Consider the following 18,163-nt stretch of genomic DNA (forward strand, 5'->3'; position numbering starts at 1 on the left):
AAACCAGGCCGCTGCCTAAACCATCGAAATGAGGGGTCCCTATTGGACGCCGATCACCCCGCTAACGGGGTCCCTTTTGCACGCCGGTCCACAATCATGTACAACCAGCCCGCGCAACTCCTCGACAGCGACGCGGGCAACAAGGTCGAGGATGCCGACCTTGCGCTTCAGGCGCTCGGCGAAGACAGCGTGGCATTCGGCTATCTGACGACGACAATCACGGTCGCAGATCCGGACCGCACGCGCGCCGACGAAAAGGTCCGCGCGGTCCTGCGCATCGTGAACGGTCTCGGTTTCGCGGCCATTCGCGAGGAGGTGAATGCCGTCGAGGCCTGGCTCTCCTCGCTTCCGGGTCACGTTTACGCGAACGTCCGCCAGCCGCTCATCCATACGCTCAACCTTGCGCATCTGATGCCGCTCGCCGCGATCTGGGCCGGCCCTGAGCAGAATACCCACCTTGGCGGCCCGCCGGTATTCCACGCCGAAACGCGCGGATCGACCCCGTTCCGCCTGTCGACGCACGTCGGCGATGTCGGGCACATGATGGTCGTCGGCCCGACGGGCGCGGGGAAATCGGTGCTCCTCTCGCTGCTCGCGATGCAGTTCCGCCGGTACGACGGCGGGCAGGTCTTCCTGTTCGACAAGGGGCGTTCAGCCCGAGCGGCAACACTCGCGTGCAGCGGTGGATACGCGGATCTTGGCCTTGTGGCGAACGAGGCCGTGCTCGCCTTTCAGCCCCTGAGGCATATCGACGTGCCCGCCGAGCGTGCCTGGGCGGACGACTGGATCTGCGGTCTTCTTGCGCACGAAAAGCTGATCCTGACCCCGGAGATCCGGGAGACGGTCTGGTCGGCGCTCGCCAGCCTTGCTGGCGCGCCGCCTGCCGAGCGGACGCTGACCGGGCTTGGCCTCCTTCTGCAATCGGAGGATGTTCGCGCGGCGCTCGCGCCGTTCACGCTCGAAGGGCCTTACGGCGCGCTTCTCGATGCAGCTGACGACGCGCTCGCCATCGCCGACCTTCAATGCTTCGAAACCGAGACGCTCCTGGGGACGCCGGGTGCCGCAGCGCCGGTGCTCGCGTATCTGTTTCATCGCCTCGAATCCCGGTTCGATGGCCGCCCGACCCTCCTCATCCTCGACGAGGCCTGGGTGTTTCTCGACCATCCGCTGTTCGCGGCGCGGCTTCGCGAATGGCTGAAGACACTGCGCAAGAAGAACGTCGCGGTCGTGTTCGCGACGCAGAGCCTTGCCGATATCGCTGGCAGCGCCATTGCGCCTGCAATCATTGAAAGCTGCCCGCAGCGTATTTTCCTGCCGAATGATCGCGCGCTGGAGCCGCAGAGCCGCGAGGCCTATGCGCGCTTCGGGCTCAGCAGCCGGCAGCTCGAAATCATCGCGCGCGCGGAACCGAAGCGGCAATATTATCTGCAGTCGGCGCGCGGCAACCGTCTGTTCGAGCTCGGGCTCGGTCCCGTCGCGCGTGCCTTTTGCGGCACGTCCGACGCGGCGGGGCAGGCGCGGATCGATACGATACTCGCCGCGCATGGCCCGGATGGCTTTGCAGAACGACTTCTCGAAAGCGCCGGTCTCGACTGGGCCGCAGCGCTGCTCGGCGATTTTCCAGACGCTGTTTCCACCCCCGACAAGCAGGGAGACTGACCATGAAAACCCGTTATCGCACATTCCTGGTGCGAGTTGCCCTCTCGAGCGCCCTCGGAGCATCGACGTTGACGCTCCCCGCGCCGGCGCACGCGATCCCGGTGTTCGACAGCGCCAACTACGCGCAGAACCTCCTCGTTGCCGCGCGGACGCTCGCCCAGATCAACAACCAGATTCAGTCGCTGCAGAACGAGGCGCTGATGCTGACGAACATGGCGAAAAATTTGTCGCGCACGGCCTTTCCCGAAGTCGATGCGCTCGCCAGCCGTCTTGCCGAGATCGATGTGCTGATGAAGCACGCGCACGGTATCGGGTTTGATATCGCCGACTTCGACGCGCGGTTTCAGAAGCTGTTCCCGGATGCCTTCGATGCTGCAGCAGGTAGTGCCGCGCATGTGCTCGCTGCGCGCGATCGCCTTGACGCGAGCATGGCCGCGTTTCGTCATACGATGGACGTGCAGAACCGCATCGCAGCCGATGTCGAGGCGGATGCCGGAACGCTCGCCGCAATCATCGCGCGAAGCCAGGACGCCGAGGGAAACCTGCAGGCGCAGCAATCAACGAACCAGCTGCTCGCGCTCGCCGCGAAACAGCAACTGCAAACGCAGCAGATGCTCGCCGCGCAGTTTCGGAGCGAAAGTGCCGAGCTCGCGCGGCGCGCGCAGGCGGAAAGCGACGCGCGCGCCGCGACGCGCGCGTTTCTGGGATCGGGCAAGGCCTACGAATGAGTTGAGACGGCGCAGCTCGCCCCCTCCCGGCTGCGCCGTCTCGCCGCGGATACCCCCGTATGGCCTGCTGCCTTCCGGCCCGGGGGCATCCGCGGCCCAGCATTGAGGAAGCGTGAGCGACCACATGGACGACCTCGGCGTCATCGACCAGTTCCTGGATGTCTTCATCATCTACATCGACAGCGGATTCGGCCTGCTTGGCGGCGACGTCGCGTTCCTCACCACGATCCTGATCGGCATCGACATCACGCTCGCCGGGCTGTTCTGGGGGCTCGGGGGCGAGGACGATGTCATCGCGAAGCTCGTGAAGAAAATCCTCTACGTCGGGGCCTTCGCGCTCATCCTGAACAACTTTCCCGTGCTCGCCGATATCGTCTTCCACTCGTTTGCAGGGCTTGGGCTTGTCGCTGGCGGCGGCACAATCAGCGCAGACGACCTCCTGAAGCCCGGACATCTTGCCGGTACAGGGTTCGAGGCGGCCTGGCCGCTTCTCGACCAGGCGAGCAAAATGCTGGGTTTTGCAAGCTTCTTCGACAATGTGCTCGTCATCGCCGTACTGCTGATCGCGTGGGTGATCGTCATCGCTGCGTTCTTCGTTCTCGCCGTGCAGCTCTTCATCACGATCCTCGAGTTCAAGCTGACCGCGCTCGCGGGCTTCGTGCTCGTGCCGTTTGCGCTCTGGAACCGCACCGGCTTCCTCGCCGAGCGCGTGCTCGGCAATGTCGTGGCCTCGGGCGTCAAGGTGATGGTGCTCGCTGTCATCGTCGGCATTGGCTCAGGCTTTTTCGGCGACTTCGTCGGTGCGCTTGCCGGCGCGGAGCCTGATATCGGCGCAGCGATGAGCCTCGTGCTCGCCAGCCTGGCGCTGTTCGGCCTTGGCGTCTTCGGCCCCGGCATTGCCTCGGGGCTTCTCGCGGGCGCACCTCAGCTCGGCGCCGGTAGCGCATTCGGCACGGCAGCGCTCGCCGCGGGAGGACTTGCAATGGGCGGCGCAGCCGGACTTGCAGCGGCGCGCGGCGCTGCAGGCGGTGCGCTCGGCGCGGTCAGGGCAGCGACGACGATGGGCGCCGCTGCCTCGACCGCTTACCAGCTCGGCCAGGAAACCTCGGGCACGAGCTCTGTGCGAAGCGGCCTGGGCGGAGTTGCCTGGGCGGCAAAGGCCGGTGCCGTCCGGCGTGCCGGTGAGGCGCTCGGAATCGGTGCCGCCGCCGAGCGCGGGCGCAAGGCTGCTTGGCGGGCCGGAATGGCGCCCACAGGAGGTGGAGCCGTCTCCGGCGAAGCCGCTCCTGCCTGGGCGCAGGCACTCCACGCCCGGCAGATCCAGCGCCAACGCCGCCACGCCGTGGTCCATGCGCTCCGCGACGGTGACCGCGGCGGCGCGGGCGCCGCCCCCGATATCAGCGAAAGGGACTGAACGATGATCTTCAAACGAAGCATGCAGCGTTACGGGCAGACGCCTGAACCGGAAACGCCATACCAACGAGCCGGTCAGCTCTGGGACGAGCGTATCGGGTCTGCGCGCATGCAGGCGCGAAACTGGCGCTTGATGGCGCTCGGCAACCTCGCGCTCGCAGCGGGGCTCGCCGCTGCGCTCATCTGGCAATCGCAGGAGTCTCGCGTCGTGCCCTACGTGGTTGAAGTCGACCGGCTCGGTCAGGCGCTCGCGGTCGTGCCGGCGTCGCAGGATTATACTCCGGGCGACCCGCAGATCGCGTGGCATCTTGCGCGGTTCATCAAGAACGTTCGCAGCGTGGCGCTTGATCCGGTGCTTATGCGCGAGGCGTGGCTCGCCGCCTACGATTTTGCGGACGACCGCGGCGCGCGCTTTCTCGATGAGTACGCACGCGAAAACGATCCGTTCGCGGAGATCGGAAACCGCAGCATCTCGGTGCAGGTGACGAGCGCGCTGCGCGCCTCGGCGCGGTCGTTTCAGCTGCAATGGACGGAGCGCCGTTATCAGCATGGCAGCCACGCGCGAACCGAGCGATGGACCGCGATCCTGACCTTCGACGTCCGGCCCCCACGCTCCGTAGATGTCCTGCGCAAAAACCCGCTGGGTCTCTACGTCACCGCCATCGACTGGAACCGCGAGGTGGAGCCTGAAAGCGCGGGGCAACCTGCACAAGCTGTCGCCGCGGAGACGCCTGCGGAAGCGATGGGCGATCCTCTCATGTCCACAGAAACGAGGTCAGAACCATGAACCGGGTATACGCCAAATCCCTTTTGCTGGTGGGCATTGCAGTCGGCACTGGTACAGCAGCGCCGATAGCACGTGCCGACGCATCATCACTTCGCGTACCGCCCGGCATCGCCGGCTCCAGCGTGTATGCGATGCATGTCCCGACGGCGGCGCGATCGGGAGCCTCCGCAATACGTCCCGCAGACAACGTGGATGCCGCAAACCGCGCGGCTCTACGGGAACCGGGCAGCCACAACTATCTGAATAGCGTTCAGGTCTACCCCTACAGCGCCGGCGCGCTTTACCGGGTTTTCGCAGCGCCCGAACGTGTGACCGACATCATGCTCGAGCCCGGTGAGGTCCTGATCGCTGTCGCCGCCGGGGATACGGTGCGCTGGACGGTCGGAGATACGGCGAGCGGCGCGGGGGAGACGAGGCGCACGCACATCCTCGTCAAGCCGATTGCGGCGGGTCTCTCCACCAATGTCGTCATCACGACCGACCGGCGTGCCTATCATCTTCTGCTCTCCAGCACGGCGGCGAGCGCGATGACCGCGCTTTCATGGACCTATCCCGAGGATGCGCTGCTGGCACTCCGCCGTACCGAAGCTGCCGCTGCGGCGCGGGCGCCCGCTGCCACCGGTCTCGCGCTCGAGGATCTCTCGTTCGGCTACACGATCAGCGGCGACAGCCCCGTCTGGCGCCCGCAGCAGGTCTTCGACGATGGTCGCCAGACCTTCATTGCGTTCGCGCCGGCCATTGCGGTGAGCGAGGCGCCGCCACTCTTCGTGCTCGATGCGAAAGGAAGCGCCATGCTCGTCAACTACCGCATGGCAGGGCGTTATTATATTGTCGACCGCCTGTTCGACGTCGCTGAACTTCGGCTTGGCGAAAAGCGCCAGACCATCGTGCGGATCGTCCGCGGCGGCCAGACCGGAAAGCGGCGGAGGCCGTCATGACGCCGGACACGGCAGAAGCGGTAAGCGAGGTCGCGCCGCAGCCGCCCAAGCTCGACCCCGAAACGCTCGTACTGCGCGGGCGGCCGCCACGTGTCGTCCGGTTCAGGCGCGGCGCCATCATCGGCATTGTAGGCGTTGGGGCCTCACTTGTCCTGGCGGCGCTCTGGTTCGGACTCGAGCCTGCACAGCCCGCGCGCAGCGACCCGGTCGAGCTTCCTTTGCGCCCGCGGCACGAGCGCGTCGCCGATGTTCTCGCCGGCGCGCCGAAGGATTATGCAGAGATACCCGTGCTCGGGCCGCCGCTTCCCGGTGACCTCGGCAGGCCCATTCTGGCGCATCGCCGGTCGGCGGGACTGGAATCCGAATCCCCGTTAGCCCCGGCGTCCGACGCTGCGGCCGCCGAGGCAGAGCGACGCGCGGCGGAGCTACAGGCAGCACGGGCTTCGGGTGTCATGGTACGGCTTGAACGGCCCGGAAGCTCGGGCACCGGAATAGCGGCTGGGGGAGGGGGTAAATCCGACCGGGCGCCAGCTGAGTCGGGGGATCCGGGTAGCCCCGGTATCGAGGATCATGCCGAAGCGCGGGCGAAGACGAACGGGCGCGCGCTTTCGCAAGCTCTTGTGCCGCCCGGATCGCCCTACACGCTGAGCGCCGGCAGCGTCATTGCCGCAAGTCTTCTCACCGGTTTGAACTCCGACCTTCCCGGTCTCGTCACAGCGCAGGTGACCGAAGGTGTCTACGATACAGCGACTGGACGCGTTCTGCTCATTCCGCAGGGCGCGCGGCTTGTCGGACGCTACGACAATGCGGTCGCTTTCGGGCAGAGCCGCGCGCGCGTCGTCTGGGAAAGACTGATCATGCCGGGCGGTGCTTCAGTCGCGCTCGGGAACATGCCTGCGGCAGATACCGCGGGTTACGCAGGCCTCAGCGACAGCATCGACCGGCACGGGGGCACGCTCCTCAAAGGCGTTCTGCTCTCCAGCCTGCTCGGGGTTGGCGCCGAGCTCAGCATTGAGGGCGAAAGCGATCTTGTCGAGGCGCTGCGCGAGTCCGCGCAGCAAGGCACGGCGCGCGCCGGCGATCAGGTTGTAGCGAAAGCGCTCGGTATCCAGCCAACGCTGACAGTGCGACCCGGCTGGCCACTTCGCGTCCTCGTGCACGAGGATCTTGTGCTGCGACCCTGGAAGAAAGGGGACGAACCATGAAGCTTGCCAAACTACCGGAACGCAAGCCGGTCAAACTGACGATCGTTATGATGCCAGGGCTTTACGAGCGCCTTCAGGATTACGCCCATGCCTATACGCAGGCCTATGGCACCGAGGAGCCGGTCGGTGAGCTCATTTCCGCGATGCTGACCGCATTTATGGACGGCGACCGGCCCTTCACAGCCCAGGCCAAACGCCGAAGCAGCCAAAGTGGCCGCGATGTTACCCGGTAGGCCGGTAGAGAAGGCGCGTGTGCCCCCCATGCTGATTACCGTCGAGGAATTCGCCCGTATGGCGCGCCTGTCACGGCGCCAGATCGACCGTCTCCGCTCGCGCCGCGCCGAAAACTTCCCGAAAGAGTATGAATTCGGGAGCGGACACAGCAAATATCGTCAATGCCCCCGCTTCAAGCTCTCCGAGGTCGAGGCCTGGATCGATTCGCGCGCGCTTTGGTGATGGACGACCAATGCGCGTTGGCTGTTAGTCCGGACCGGGAATGTCGAGGCGATCCGCAACCCCGGCGACCCGCGCCAGTTGGATGATCTCGTTTTCCCAGGTCAGGAACCAGGCTGCCTTTTCTTCATCGAGATCGTAGCAGTCGTAGATTCGTTCGAGCCCTGACTTTACATGGTTCATCATGGCTTCGGCGGTTTCGTATTCCACCTTGAGCCGCTTCGTATTGCTACGCGCTGTCCGCCTGAAGTCGTGCGGCGTGAATGGCGCAATGGTCCGACCTGCAAGAACTGTCATGCGCCCACGAACGCGGTCCCGCGCCTGGTACCAGCCCCAGAGGCGCGGGCCGTCAGCGCGGGGGGCAGGGAAGACCCATTCGGTATTGCTCGCAATGAGTCTCCGGCCCCACGGACCAAGCGCAATGACATGCGGCCTGCGGTTTTTCGTCCGCGCGGCAGGGATTGTCCATACGCCGGCGACGACCTCTTCGGAGCGCGCGCATACGACCTCTGAAAACCGCGCCGCGGTCAGCAGCCAGAGGAGCATTCCGCGTCTCATATCTCGCTCCTCCTCGGAAACCGCCTGCAGAAACCAGCCGAGCTCGGCAAGATCGAGCCGGCGTTGACGGGGCTGCTCGGGAAAACGGAGATCGGCGAGCCGGTATGCGGGGTTGATGGCAAGCCCGACTTCAAGGCCGCGCAGGCTCGCGGCCCAGCCGAAAAAGATATTGAGTTCCGTGGCCAGCCGATTGGCGCGCACCCTCGCGCTTTTCCCTTTCTGAAGGACCAGTTCAATGAGATCGCGCTCGGCGACATCGTGGATGGGACGATCGGCAAGGGCAGGCGCTATGTCCGAGCGGAAAATTCTGAGCTTGTCCATGACGGTGCGGGGCTTGTTTCTGCGCTTCGCCCGTGATCCGCGCCCCTCCTCGACAGCGACCATATAGAGGCTGTGTGCCCGGGCGACGGTCATCACCTCCGGATCGGGGTCTACCGGCACGGGAGCGCGCGGGTCGATGCCCTCCTCAACGTGAGCATTCAGCGCACGCGCCCACTCACGGGCATTTGCGATGGTTTTCCGGGGAAACGCCCCGAATGTTAATTTGAGGACGGTTGCCGTTCCCCTGATCCGGCGGCGGTAGCGCCAGACCTTGCCGGCACGCGGCCGGACTTCAATGAAAAGGCCAGGTGTGGCCGGGTCACAAAGGCGGCCAGACCGCAGCATATCGATCGCGGCAGGCGTAAACGATCGGATGTTCGTCATGCATGTATCCCCTGGCGACTGCCAACCGGGACACAACCGGGGCACAAACTGCATGGCAAGGGGCGTCTAGCCGGGACAAACCCGGTCTACCCGGGTCTAACTCCCGACGACGCGAATGCCAGAGGAGGATGTGCGAAAGGTCAGTCACTTGGCAGTCGAATTTAAAGTGATTCGTCTGCATGGACTGGCGGAGACGGAGGGATTCGAACCCTCGGTACGGGTTACCCCGTACGGCGGTTTAGCAAACCGCTGGTTTCAGCCGCTCACCCACGTCTCCAGCCGAAGGCGCGGCTATAGCGAAGGCGTTGACCGGGTTCAACTCATGTTGTGACGACCATCGATTTTGAGTGCGTCGACAATGCGCTTCACATCTTGCGAACGGTCGTTGGACACCACAAGGATGGCGTCGCCGGTGGCGATGATGGTGAGGTTCGAGACGCCGATGGCGGCCACCAGCGGGCCTTCGCTGCGGATGAGGCAGTTTGTGGTATCGAGCGCGATCACGTCGCCGCCGGTGGCATTGCCGTTTTCGTCGTGGGGCAGCCATTTCAGCAGCGTGTCGAACGCTCCGACGTCGGACCAGCCCATCTCGACCGGGACGACGGCGACCCGATCAGCCTTTTCCATCACGGCATAGTCGATGCTGTCCGACGGGGACGCGAGGAAATGTGCGCGGTCCGGCCTAAGGGTCGTGCCGTCAGCTGCCGCGTTCGCCACGGATTGGCGCGCGGCGGCTTCGATGCCCGGCGCGTGGCGGCGCAGTTCGGCAAGGAAACTGCCGGCGCGAAGCAGGAAAATGCCCGCATTCCAGTAGAAACGGCCCGTTTCCAGATAGGCCCTGGCGGTTTCGATCGGCGGTTTTTCGACGAAACGGGCGACACGCTGAACGCCCTCGGCAACACGCTCGGCGGTTTCGATATAGCCGTAGCCTGTTTCCGGTCGATCGGGGGTGATGCCGAACGTGACCAGCCAACCGTCCGCTGCGAGCGGCTGCGCCCGCGCAATCGCAGCCCGGAAGGCCTCGACATCATTGATGATGTGGTCGGACGGCATGACGAGCATCAACTCGTCCTCGGCAAGCATGAGCGCCGCGAGTGCGACGGCCGGCGCGGTGTTCCGGCCGGCGGGCTCCAGAACGATCGCACGGGGCGAAACGCCGATTTCTGCAAGCTGCGCCTCGATCTGGGCAAGATGCGCTTCGCCGGCGACGATGAGCGGGGCTGCAAAGCCGCTTTCCGGCCCCGCACGTCGCGCGGTTGACTGGATAAGCGTCTCGGCCCCGAGCAGGCGCAGCAGCTGCTTCGGGGATGCGCTACGGGACAGCGGCCAAAGGCGGGTTCCGGCGCCGCCGGAAAGGATAACGGGCGTGGTTTGCACTTTGTTCACCGCCTTGCTTTAGGTGCGCAGTCTATAGGTCCGGGTTGCGGTGGCCTACAAGCGTCGCCAACACGGTCCGCCGCATTGATGCCATAAATCCGTCGCTGGCGCGGTCCTGACAAGCTATTGTAAACTGTCGGCAAAGCAGGGGGTAGTCGAAGTCCATGAGCAGGGGTGGCCGCGTTTGATACGACTTTTCAACCACTATCTGCCGCGTCCGTTGCTTATCCTCGGTCTGGTCGAGATCGTGCTGATCTATTTTTCGGCACAGGCCGCATGGCTTTTCCGTGCCGAGCAGATCGACATGGACCCGGGCAGCATGGTGCAGAGCGCGCCGCAGTTCGCGCTTTATGCGTTGACGGTTTACCTCGTGATGCTCGGCATCGGGGCGTACCAGATGGACTGTTTCCGGTCACTTCGCATGGCGATGAGCCGGCTTGCCGTGGCCATGCTGGTCAGCATCACGGCCATCTCGGTGATTCTGTTCTTCTTCCCGGATGTGGACCTTTGGCGCTCGGTTGTCCTCTACGCCATCGCGCTGACGTTCGTCGTGATCTTCGCCTGGCGCATTCTCATGTCGAGGCTCGTGAAGTGGAAAAGCTTTCGTTTCCGCGTGCTCATCATCGGTGCGGGGCAGCGCGGGGCAAGGCTTGCACGGGCCGCGCAGGCCCAGGATTCGAACTTCACCGCCGCCGCCGTGATAAGACTTACCGATCTGGACAATGCGATCGACAATGCCGTCGCCATCGATTCGGTGCCGTCGCTTGTCGATCTATGCGAAGAGCTGCGCATCGATGAGGTCGTTCTGGCGCTCGACGAACGCCGGGGTGCGGCGCCGAGCGAGAAGCTGCTCGAGGTGAAGCTGGCCGGCTTTCCGGTCTCGGAAATCAGCAGCTTCCTGGAGCGTCAGACCGGCCGGGTGGACCTGCGCTCGATCTCCCCGTCGTGGCTGATCTATTCCGACGGCTTTCTGGGCGCTGAGCCGCTCGCGATCATGCTGAAGCGGCTGTTCGACGTCACTGCGAGCCTCATCCTGCTCATACTCGCATCGCCGATCCTCGTTGTGGCCGCGCTTGCCGTAAGGCTTACCAGCCCGGGGGACGTTTTCTATAAGCAGGAGCGGGTGGGGCAGTTCGGCAAGACCTTCAACGTCGTGAAATTTCGATCGATGGTGGCCAATGCCGAAAAGGACGGGAAGGCGCAGTGGGCGCAGTCCGCCGATCCGCGCGTAACCCGGGTGGGTCGTATCCTCCGCGCAACGCGGATCGATGAAATTCCGCAGATATACAATGTGCTTACCGGCGATATGAGCTTCGTGGGGCCCCGCCCGGAGCGGCCGGTGTTCGTGGAAGAGCTGGCGGCTGAAATCCCCTACTACCGGGAACGGCACATCGTTAAGCCCGGCATCACCGGATGGGCACAGCTCAACTATCCCTATGGCGCGAACGTGATGGATGCGCGCCACAAACTTGAATACGATCTCTATTACATCAAGAATTACAGCCTGTTCCTCGACCTGCTGATCCTCATTCAGACTGTCCGCGTCGTCGTCTGGCAAGACGGGGTGCGTTAACGTCGTGCCCATAGAAAGCGATGTCAGCAGCTTCAGCCACAGCGTGGCTGCGATCGGCTATCTTCTGCTGGCGGGGCTGCTGATCTATCGCCGGCCTCAATCGGCAGCGGACGGGTGGCTGGTCGCCGCATCGCTGGCGACGGCCGTATGGGCGGTGCTCGTCGTCCTTGTCCCCGCCTTCCTGCCGGAACTCGCCGTTCTGGTGTCCCTCGCGGAAACGATGCGCTCTGCGGCCTGGGCGATCTTTGCGGCGGTTCTCGTCATCAGCAACTGGCAGGATAGCACGCACAATCCTTCCCGCAGCGTGCTCATCGCACTCGGCGCCGTTGTGGCGCTGCAGCTGGTGGGAGACCTGTGGAATCTGGCGCCGGGCACCGCCGTGCCGCAGTGGCTGCAATATTTCTACACGATGGGACGCCTTGCCGTCGCCATCGGCGGGCTCGTGCTGACTCATAATGTCTACGTGAACTCCGCGCCGGCCAATCGCTGGAGCATTCGCCTGCTCTGCATCGCGCTCTCCGGTGTCTTCGCTTACGACCTCAATCTCTACACGCTGTTCCTGCTCGATCGGACGATGGGCCCGGACCTTGTCGAAGTGCGCGGGCTTGTAAACGCGTTGGTCGTGCCGCTCATCTACCTGTCCGCCGCGCGCAACCGGGGGCTCAAGCTCCAGGTGTCGCGGCAAGCGGCATTTCATACGTTGTCGCTGGGCGCCATCGGTCTCTACCTCGTGCTCATGTCGCTTGCGGGCTACGGCCTGCGTCTGGTTGGCGGGGACTGGGGTCGGCTGCTCCAGATCAGTTTCATCTTTGCAGCCGCCGTGCTTGCGGCGGTCATCCTGTTTTCGGGCCGGGCACGCGCCTGGCTGCGTGTGCAGATCAACAAGCACTTCTTCGCCTACAAGTACGATTATCGGCAGGAATGGCTGCGCTTCGTGAACACGGTCTCCAGTTCCGGGCCCGGCCTCGGCGCGCTTCACATGCGCGTGGTGCAAGCGGCATGCGAGCCGGTGGAATCGCCGGGCGGGGCGCTGTTCATAGCTGGAGAGGACGACAGCTTCGTGCATCTCGCACGCTGGAACTACCGCACCCTTCGGCCCGGGCGAATCGAGGGCGCTGCGCGCCTCAAGGCCCATTTCGAATCGAGCGGGCGCATCCTCGATATCGAGGAGCAGCGCGGCGGCGCTGCGGGGATGCGCTTGCCGCAATGGCTGATCGAGGATTCGCAGGCGTGGCTGATCGTGCCGCTGATCCATATCGACGAGGCAATCGGTTTCATCCTCATTGAACGGCCGCTTACCCCGCGCGAGCTCAACTGGGAGGATTTCGACATCCTCCGCACCGTGGGCCGGCAGGCGGCGAGCTATGTCGCCGAGGCCGCCGCGCTTGCGAAAATCGCCGAATCGCGCAAGTTCGACGAGTTCAACCGGCGCTTCGCGTTCATCATGCACGACCTGAAGAACCTGGTAAGCCAATTGAGCCTCGTTGCGCGCAACGCCGAGCGGCACGCCGAAAATCCCGAATTTCGGGCGGACATGATCGCGACTCTGCAAAGTTCCGTTGCGAAGATGAATGACCTGCTGGCGCGTCTGTCGCAGCAGAGCACGCAATCCGGGCCATCCTCCGGCACGTTCGATGTCTGCCGCGCGGTCGAGGTCGTCGGCAATACGGCCCGGCGATCATGGCCGGGCGTTGCCGTGGAACACTGCGGACAGGATGTTGTGGTGGCCGGCGCCGCCGACCGTTTTGAACAGGTACTCACGCACCTGGTCCAAAACGCGGTCGATGCGAGCGAGCCGGGCAGCCCGGTGACCATCGCGGTAGAGCCGGGCGATATCGTACGTGTCCACGTAAGGGACCAGGGGCGCGGCATGAGCGCCGACTTCATTCGCGACCAGCTCTTTGCGCCCTTCAAGTCGACCAAATCCGGGGGCTTCGGTATAGGCGCATTCGAGGCGCGGGAGATGACACGGGAAATGGGCGGCAAGCTTCGGGTCGAGAGCGAACCCGGGACCGGAAGCTGCTTTACGATCGAGCTTCCCGCTGCATCAGTGCAGCCGGAACCGAAGAGGCGGGAAGACTGAATGGTGAACAAATCGGCACCCAAGCTGCTGGTCGTAGAGGACGACGAGGGGCTGCAACGTCAGCTCAAATGGTCCTACGAGGACTATGAAGTGATCTGCGCGGGTGATCGCCGGGCCGCGATCGAACTGCTGCGCGCGCATGAGCCGGCGGTGGTGACGCTTGACCTGGGCCTGCCGCCGGACCCGGACGGAACGACCGAGGGGTTCGCCGCGCTCGAGGAAATCCTGGCGCTGAAGCCTGATACCAAGGTCATCGTCGCATCCGGGCACGGGGCGCGGGAGAGCGCGCTGCGGGCGATCGCACTTGGCGCATATGATTTTTATCAGAAGCCTGTGGATATCGATCAGCTCGGCCTCATCGTGCAGCGGGCGTTCCATCTGCATGCGATCGAAAGCGAGAACCGACTGCTCGGCCAGAAAGACGGCCATGAGACGCTGGGCGGACTTATCACCAGTTCGGACAGCATGGTTCGCGTCTGCCGCATGATCGAGCGCGTGGCGAATACCGATGTGTCGGTGATGCTGCTTGGTGCAAGCGGGACGGGCAAGGAGTTGCTGGCACGCGGCCTGCACGACAGCTCGGGTCGCAAGGGCGCGCCGTTCGTGGCGATCAACTGCGCGGCGATCCCCGAAAACCTCCTCGAAGCCGAGCTGTTCGGTTACGAGAAGGGCGCGTTCACGGGCGCGGTGAAGACCACCGAGGGCAAAATCGAGCTTGCCGAGGGCGGGACGTTGTTCCTCGACGAGGTCGGCGACATTCCTTTGCCGCTGCAGGTGAAACTGCTGCGCTTCCTTCAGGAACGCGTGATCGAGCGAATCGGCGGGCGCAAGACGATTCCGGTGAATGTCCGCATCGTGTGCGCGACACATCAGAATCTGGAGGCGATGATCGCGGAGGGCGGCTTCCGCGAAGATCTCTGGTATCGGCTCGCCGAGGTCGTCATCAAAATCCCGCCTCTTGCCGAGCGGCAGGGCGATGCGGTGCTGCTTTCGCACCATTTTCTCCGCAAATATGCGCGCGACATGAAGCGGCCGGTAAAGGGCTTCAACGCGGACGCGCTCGCGGCAATCGAGGCGTGGAAATGGCCGGGGAACGTGCGTGAGCTTGAAAATCGCATGAAACGCGCGGTCATCATGGCAGACGGAAGCCGGCTGTCCGCAGCCGATCTCGATCTTGCCGAAGTCGACGACGAGGACTTCCTGAACCTGCGGGCTGCGCGAGAGCGGGCGGATCGAAACGCCATTCGCATGGCGCTCGCGCGTACCGAATCCAACGTATCGAACGCGGCCAAGCTGCTCGGTGTCAGCAGGCCGACGCTCTATGATCTTCTAAAGCAATATAATATTGAGACATGACGGGCATATTGTCGTGGTTATAAAAAAGGGTCGCACGCGGCCACGGCAAGTCGAACCGTCCTATCGAGGATAAAAACATGTTGACCAAGACCTTCTTCAAGCTCGCAGCGGCGACCCTTGCGCTTGCGGCACCCGTCGGCATTGCGGCCTTTCCCGCGCACGCCGACGCGCGCAGCGAATCGAACGATGCCTATGTCCAGGGCTTCCGTCTCTTTCAGGCCGGTGATTACCGGAGCGCCCGCATCCAGCTGATGAAAGCGCTGAAGGCCAACCCCAACAACGGCCTGGCGCGGCTGCTTCAGGCGCGCGTCGCGCTGGAGTTCGGCTCGGGCGTGCAGGCGCAGACGGAGCTTGAGCGCGCCATGCAGGCGGGCATTCCTTCTTCGAAGGTGCGCCATCTGCGTGCGCACGCGCTGATGATGCAGCGCAAGAACGGGGAGGCGATGGACCTGCTCGACGCGCGGACGATCGAACCGCAGTTCGCCGCCTATGCGGCCCGCCTCCGCGGCCAGATCCTTACGCAGCAGCGCAATATTCCCGAAGCGCGCGCAGAATTTGAACGTGCCCGCCGTATCGCGCCGAACGACCCCGAAACGCTGATCGATGTCGCCCGCTTCTATGCGGCCGACGGCAAAATGAAGGAAGCCTCTGCGCTTGCCGATCAGGTGCTTTCCGCCAAGCCCACGAACGTAAAGGGATTGATGCTCAAGGGCGATCTCGTGCGCCGTTCGCAGGGGCTCGAGCCTTCGCTCACCTATTTCAACCGTGCGATCGAGGTTGACGCCAACAACATCGAGGCGCTGCTGGAGCGCGCCGCGACTCTCGGCGATCTCAAGCGCGAGGACCAGGCGCGCGCTGATCTCAAGCGGATCAACGGGCTGGTGCCGGATCACCCCCTCGCGCTGTATCTGGAAGCCGTCCTCGAAATCCGCGCCGGCCAATATGAGAAGGCGCGCCAGTTGATGACGCGCACCAAGGGTCTGCTCTCGAACTATGTGCCCGCGCTGATGCTGCAGGGTATGCTCGCCTATCAGGCGAACGACATGGCTCAAGCGACCGATTTCTTCGGGAAGGTCGTGGGCGCATCGCCGCAAAGCGTGCTCGCGCGCAAGCTGTATGCCGCGTCGCAGCTGAAAAGCAACGACACGCGCGGGGCGATCGCCACGCTGAAGCCCATCATCGATTCAGGGGCTGCCGACGGGCGCGCCTATGCGCTTTACGGGTCTGCCTTCGCGCGCGACGGCAAGATGGCCGAAGCGCAGCAGTACCTGCAAAAGGCCGTGACCGAAGCGCCGAAAGCGGGCGAGCTGAAAACACAGCTCGCCATGACGCAGCTCCTGCAAGGCAATGCCGAGTCAGCCGAAGAAGGGCTGATGGACGTGCTGAAGGATGACAGCAAGTCGCTGCAGGCACTGATGGTGCTGACGCTGATCCAGATTCGCGACCGCGAGTTCGACAAGGCGCTTGCAACCAGCGGCCGTATCATCAACCTCTATCCGGAACTGCCGGTGGGTTACAATATTCGCGGCGGCGCAGAGCTTGGCCTCGGGCAGACGAAAAAGGCCGAAGCCAGTTTCCGGACGGCGCTGGAGAAAAAATCCGACTATATCGAGGCGCGGCGCAACCTTGCGCAGGTGCTGATCGCCACGAACCGCATCGCCGAAGGCGAACGCGAACTGAAGCAGCTTCTTGAATACAACAAGCGGGACGGGCGGGCGCTGACCCTGCTTGCCGCCAGCGCTGAGCGGCGCGGCGATGCGACGGCGCGCGTCGAGTGGCTGCGTCAGGCGGCTGGTGTCGATCCGAAACAGCTTGGCCCGCGCGTTCAGCTTGCCGACGCCTATGTCGATACCAACCAGAACAAGCGCGCGCTCGATGAGGTGTCCTCGATCCTTCGCGACTTCCCCGAACAGCCTCAGGCGCTGATGGGGGCCGCTCGCGTGTATCAGTCGACCGGACAGAACAATCAGGTCGAATCGGTTCTGAACCGCCTTGTCGCCGCGCAGCCCGACAGCCCGCAGTCGCGCGTGTTGCTGGCGCGTGCGCAGGAGGCCAACAACAAGATCGCGGCGGCGCGTTCGACCTACCAGCGCATTCTCACGATGCCGCGCGTCGATGCCAAGCCGGTCTATTCGGAGCTGGTGTATTTCGAGGCCCGCCAGGGCGACTGGGCCGCAGCCAAGCAGTGGGCGGACCGGCTGCGCAAGGAGGCGCCCAAGGAGAACTACGGCGATCTCGCGCTCGGCCGCGCCTATCTCGCGCACAAGCAGGCTGCGACGGCGATTCCGTATCTGGAGGCGGCGCGCAAGACGAAGTTCAACCTCTCGGCGGCGCGCACGCTGTCGCAGGCCTATGTGCAGACAGGCAGACCTGCGCAGGCGGTGACGATGATGCAGGCCTATCAGAAGGCGAATCCGCGTGACGGCGTCGCGCTGGCGGCGATCGCCGAGTTGCAGATGAACCAGCGGCAGTACAAGGCGGCGATCGCGAACTATGAGGCGCTGCGGAAACTGCCGAACGCCGCGAACAACGTGACCGTGCTCAACAACCTGGCGTGGGCCTATTCGCTGGTGGGCGACAAGCGCGCGCTGGCGACGGCGAAGCAGGCCTATGCCGTGGGCGCCAATGTTCCCGCAGTGCAGGACACCTACGGCTGGCTGCTGATCCGCAACAAGGGGGACCGCAAGCTGGCGCTCAGCCTGCTGCAGAAGGCGGCGGCGGGATCGCCCGGCGACCCGGACGTGCGCTTCCACCTGGCGGTCGCCTACGCGATGAACGCGCAGCGCGGCAAGGCGGTCGAGGCGCTGCAAACTGCGCTCAAGTCGCCGAAGTTCGACAGTCGCGCAGCGGCGCAGAAACTGCTGACGAGCCTGCAGAGCAGCTAGACGGAAACCGGCGGGCAAGGCTTGCCTTTGCCCGCCAACGCCCTTAATGGCGGGCGCACGGTCGGAGCGTAGCGCAGCCTGGTAGCGCATCACACTGGGGGTGTGGGGGTCGCAGGTTCGAATCCTGTCGCTCCGACCAGCTTTTCCCGAACTAGACGAAGTTGTCCGGCGCGCACCGATTTCGCGATAGGATTTGACAAATAGGAACCACATGGGTTCGTTCCGCTCCTCACGAGCAGGAGAGCCCCATCATGGTGTCCATCGACGATCTTATCGAAATGCTGCTGCGCCGCGAAGGCGGCTTTGTCGACCACCTGACGTGACCCCCTGGTTTCCACCAGCACGGATTAGGCGCTGTCTGCATTCATTTTATCCAGATCATCGCGCAAGCGAGATGGACGAATCCCATGAATGCGGTGAGGGTTTTCTCGCAGCGGAGGGCG

The 18,163-nt window shown here is 64.2% G+C and carries 13 protein-coding genes, 2 tRNA genes and 1 pseudogene; 13 read left to right on the forward strand and 3 right to left on the reverse strand.

Features of this window, described 5'->3' with window-relative positions:
• Positions 1 to 93: 93 nt before the first annotated feature.
• The 8 genes and pseudogenes from GGQ98_RS17080 to GGQ98_RS17115 form a co-directional block, all read left to right on the forward strand.
• Positions 94 to 1,659, forward strand: a pseudogene (locus GGQ98_RS17080) (VirB4 family type IV secretion/conjugal transfer ATPase); the annotation flags it as partial.
• A gap of 2 nt (positions 1,660 to 1,661) precedes the next feature.
• Positions 1,662 to 2,387, forward strand: coding sequence for a P-type conjugative transfer protein TrbJ (trbJ, locus tag GGQ98_RS17085; protein WP_184071707.1), 726 nt, complete (start codon positions 1,662 to 1,664; stop codon positions 2,385 to 2,387).
• A 124-nt stretch (positions 2,388 to 2,511) separates the two neighbouring features.
• The gene (trbL, locus tag GGQ98_RS17090) at positions 2,512 to 3,801 is read left to right on the forward strand and encodes a P-type conjugative transfer protein TrbL (protein WP_184071728.1); all 1,290 of its coding nucleotides are present in this window, start codon (positions 2,512 to 2,514) and stop codon (positions 3,799 to 3,801) included.
• 3 nt (positions 3,802 to 3,804) lie between these two features.
• Positions 3,805 to 4,587 (forward strand): conjugal transfer protein TrbF, encoded by a 783-nt coding sequence (trbF, locus tag GGQ98_RS17095; RefSeq protein ID WP_184071709.1) that lies wholly within the window; start codon positions 3,805 to 3,807, stop codon positions 4,585 to 4,587.
• Positions 4,584 to 5,525 carry a P-type conjugative transfer protein TrbG gene (trbG, locus tag GGQ98_RS17100; protein WP_424141374.1) on the forward strand — a complete coding sequence of 314 codons (942 nt, stop codon included), beginning with the start codon at positions 4,584 to 4,586 and terminating at the stop codon, positions 5,523 to 5,525. Before trbF ends, trbG begins: the two co-directional genes overlap by 4 nt.
• Complete coding sequence (locus GGQ98_RS17105; RefSeq protein WP_184071711.1) at positions 5,522 to 6,730, forward strand: TraB/TrbI/VirB10 family type IV secretion system protein; 1,209 nt, start codon at positions 5,522 to 5,524, stop codon at positions 6,728 to 6,730. The genes trbG and GGQ98_RS17105 overlap by 4 nt, the downstream gene beginning before the upstream one ends.
• The gene (locus GGQ98_RS17110; RefSeq protein WP_184071713.1) at positions 6,727 to 6,963 is read left to right on the forward strand and encodes a DUF2274 domain-containing protein; all 237 of its coding nucleotides are present in this window, start codon (positions 6,727 to 6,729) and stop codon (positions 6,961 to 6,963) included. Before GGQ98_RS17105 ends, GGQ98_RS17110 begins: the two co-directional genes overlap by 4 nt.
• Positions 6,964 to 6,991: 28 nt before the next feature.
• On the forward strand, positions 6,992 to 7,186 hold the full coding sequence (locus GGQ98_RS17115) for a helix-turn-helix transcriptional regulator (RefSeq protein WP_184071715.1): 195 nt from the start codon (positions 6,992 to 6,994) through the stop codon (positions 7,184 to 7,186).
• A gap of 24 nt (positions 7,187 to 7,210) precedes the next feature.
• Here GGQ98_RS17115 and GGQ98_RS17120 read toward each other — a convergent pair whose 3' ends face one another.
• The 3 genes from GGQ98_RS17120 to GGQ98_RS17130 all read right to left on the reverse strand — a co-directional run bounded on the left by GGQ98_RS17120 (position 7,211) and on the right by GGQ98_RS17130 (position 9,823).
• Positions 7,211 to 8,446: a tyrosine-type recombinase/integrase gene (locus GGQ98_RS17120; protein ID WP_184071717.1), complete on the reverse strand. Its 1,236-nt coding sequence runs from the start codon at positions 8,444 to 8,446 to the stop codon at positions 7,211 to 7,213.
• A 185-nt stretch (positions 8,447 to 8,631) separates the two neighbouring features.
• A tRNA-Ser gene (locus tag GGQ98_RS17125) sits at positions 8,632 to 8,723 on the reverse strand.
• 38 nt (positions 8,724 to 8,761) lie between these two features.
• Positions 8,762 to 9,823, reverse strand: coding sequence for a mannose-1-phosphate guanylyltransferase/mannose-6-phosphate isomerase (locus GGQ98_RS17130; protein ID WP_184071718.1), 1,062 nt, complete (start codon positions 9,821 to 9,823; stop codon positions 8,762 to 8,764).
• Positions 9,824 to 10,007: 184 nt separating this feature from the next.
• Here GGQ98_RS17130 and GGQ98_RS17135 point away from each other — a divergent pair, with 184 nt between their 5' ends.
• From GGQ98_RS17135 to GGQ98_RS17155, 5 genes are all read left to right on the forward strand, one after another.
• A complete protein-coding gene (locus GGQ98_RS17135) occupies positions 10,008 to 11,396 on the forward strand; it encodes a TIGR03013 family XrtA/PEP-CTERM system glycosyltransferase (RefSeq protein ID WP_184071720.1) in 1,389 nt (462 codons plus the stop codon).
• A 4-nt stretch (positions 11,397 to 11,400) separates the two neighbouring features.
• Positions 11,401 to 13,479 (forward strand): XrtA/PEP-CTERM system histidine kinase PrsK, encoded by a 2,079-nt coding sequence (gene prsK / locus GGQ98_RS17140; protein WP_184071722.1) that lies wholly within the window; start codon positions 11,401 to 11,403, stop codon positions 13,477 to 13,479.
• Positions 13,480 to 14,835 carry a PEP-CTERM-box response regulator transcription factor gene (gene prsR / locus GGQ98_RS17145; protein WP_184071724.1) on the forward strand — a complete coding sequence of 452 codons (1,356 nt, stop codon included), beginning with the start codon at positions 13,480 to 13,482 and terminating at the stop codon, positions 14,833 to 14,835.
• A 77-nt stretch (positions 14,836 to 14,912) separates the two neighbouring features.
• The gene (gene prsT, locus GGQ98_RS17150; protein WP_184071726.1) at positions 14,913 to 17,720 is read left to right on the forward strand and encodes an XrtA/PEP-CTERM system TPR-repeat protein PrsT; all 2,808 of its coding nucleotides are present in this window, start codon (positions 14,913 to 14,915) and stop codon (positions 17,718 to 17,720) included.
• Between the two features lie 62 nt (positions 17,721 to 17,782).
• Positions 17,783 to 17,859, forward strand: a tRNA-Pro gene (locus GGQ98_RS17155).
• The last annotated feature ends 304 nt before the right edge of the window (positions 17,860 to 18,163 follow it).

Origin of the sequence: Sphingosinicella soli, assembly GCF_014199685.1 — a bacterium.
GTDB lineage: Bacteria > Pseudomonadota > Alphaproteobacteria > Sphingomonadales > Sphingomonadaceae > Sphingosinicella > Sphingosinicella soli.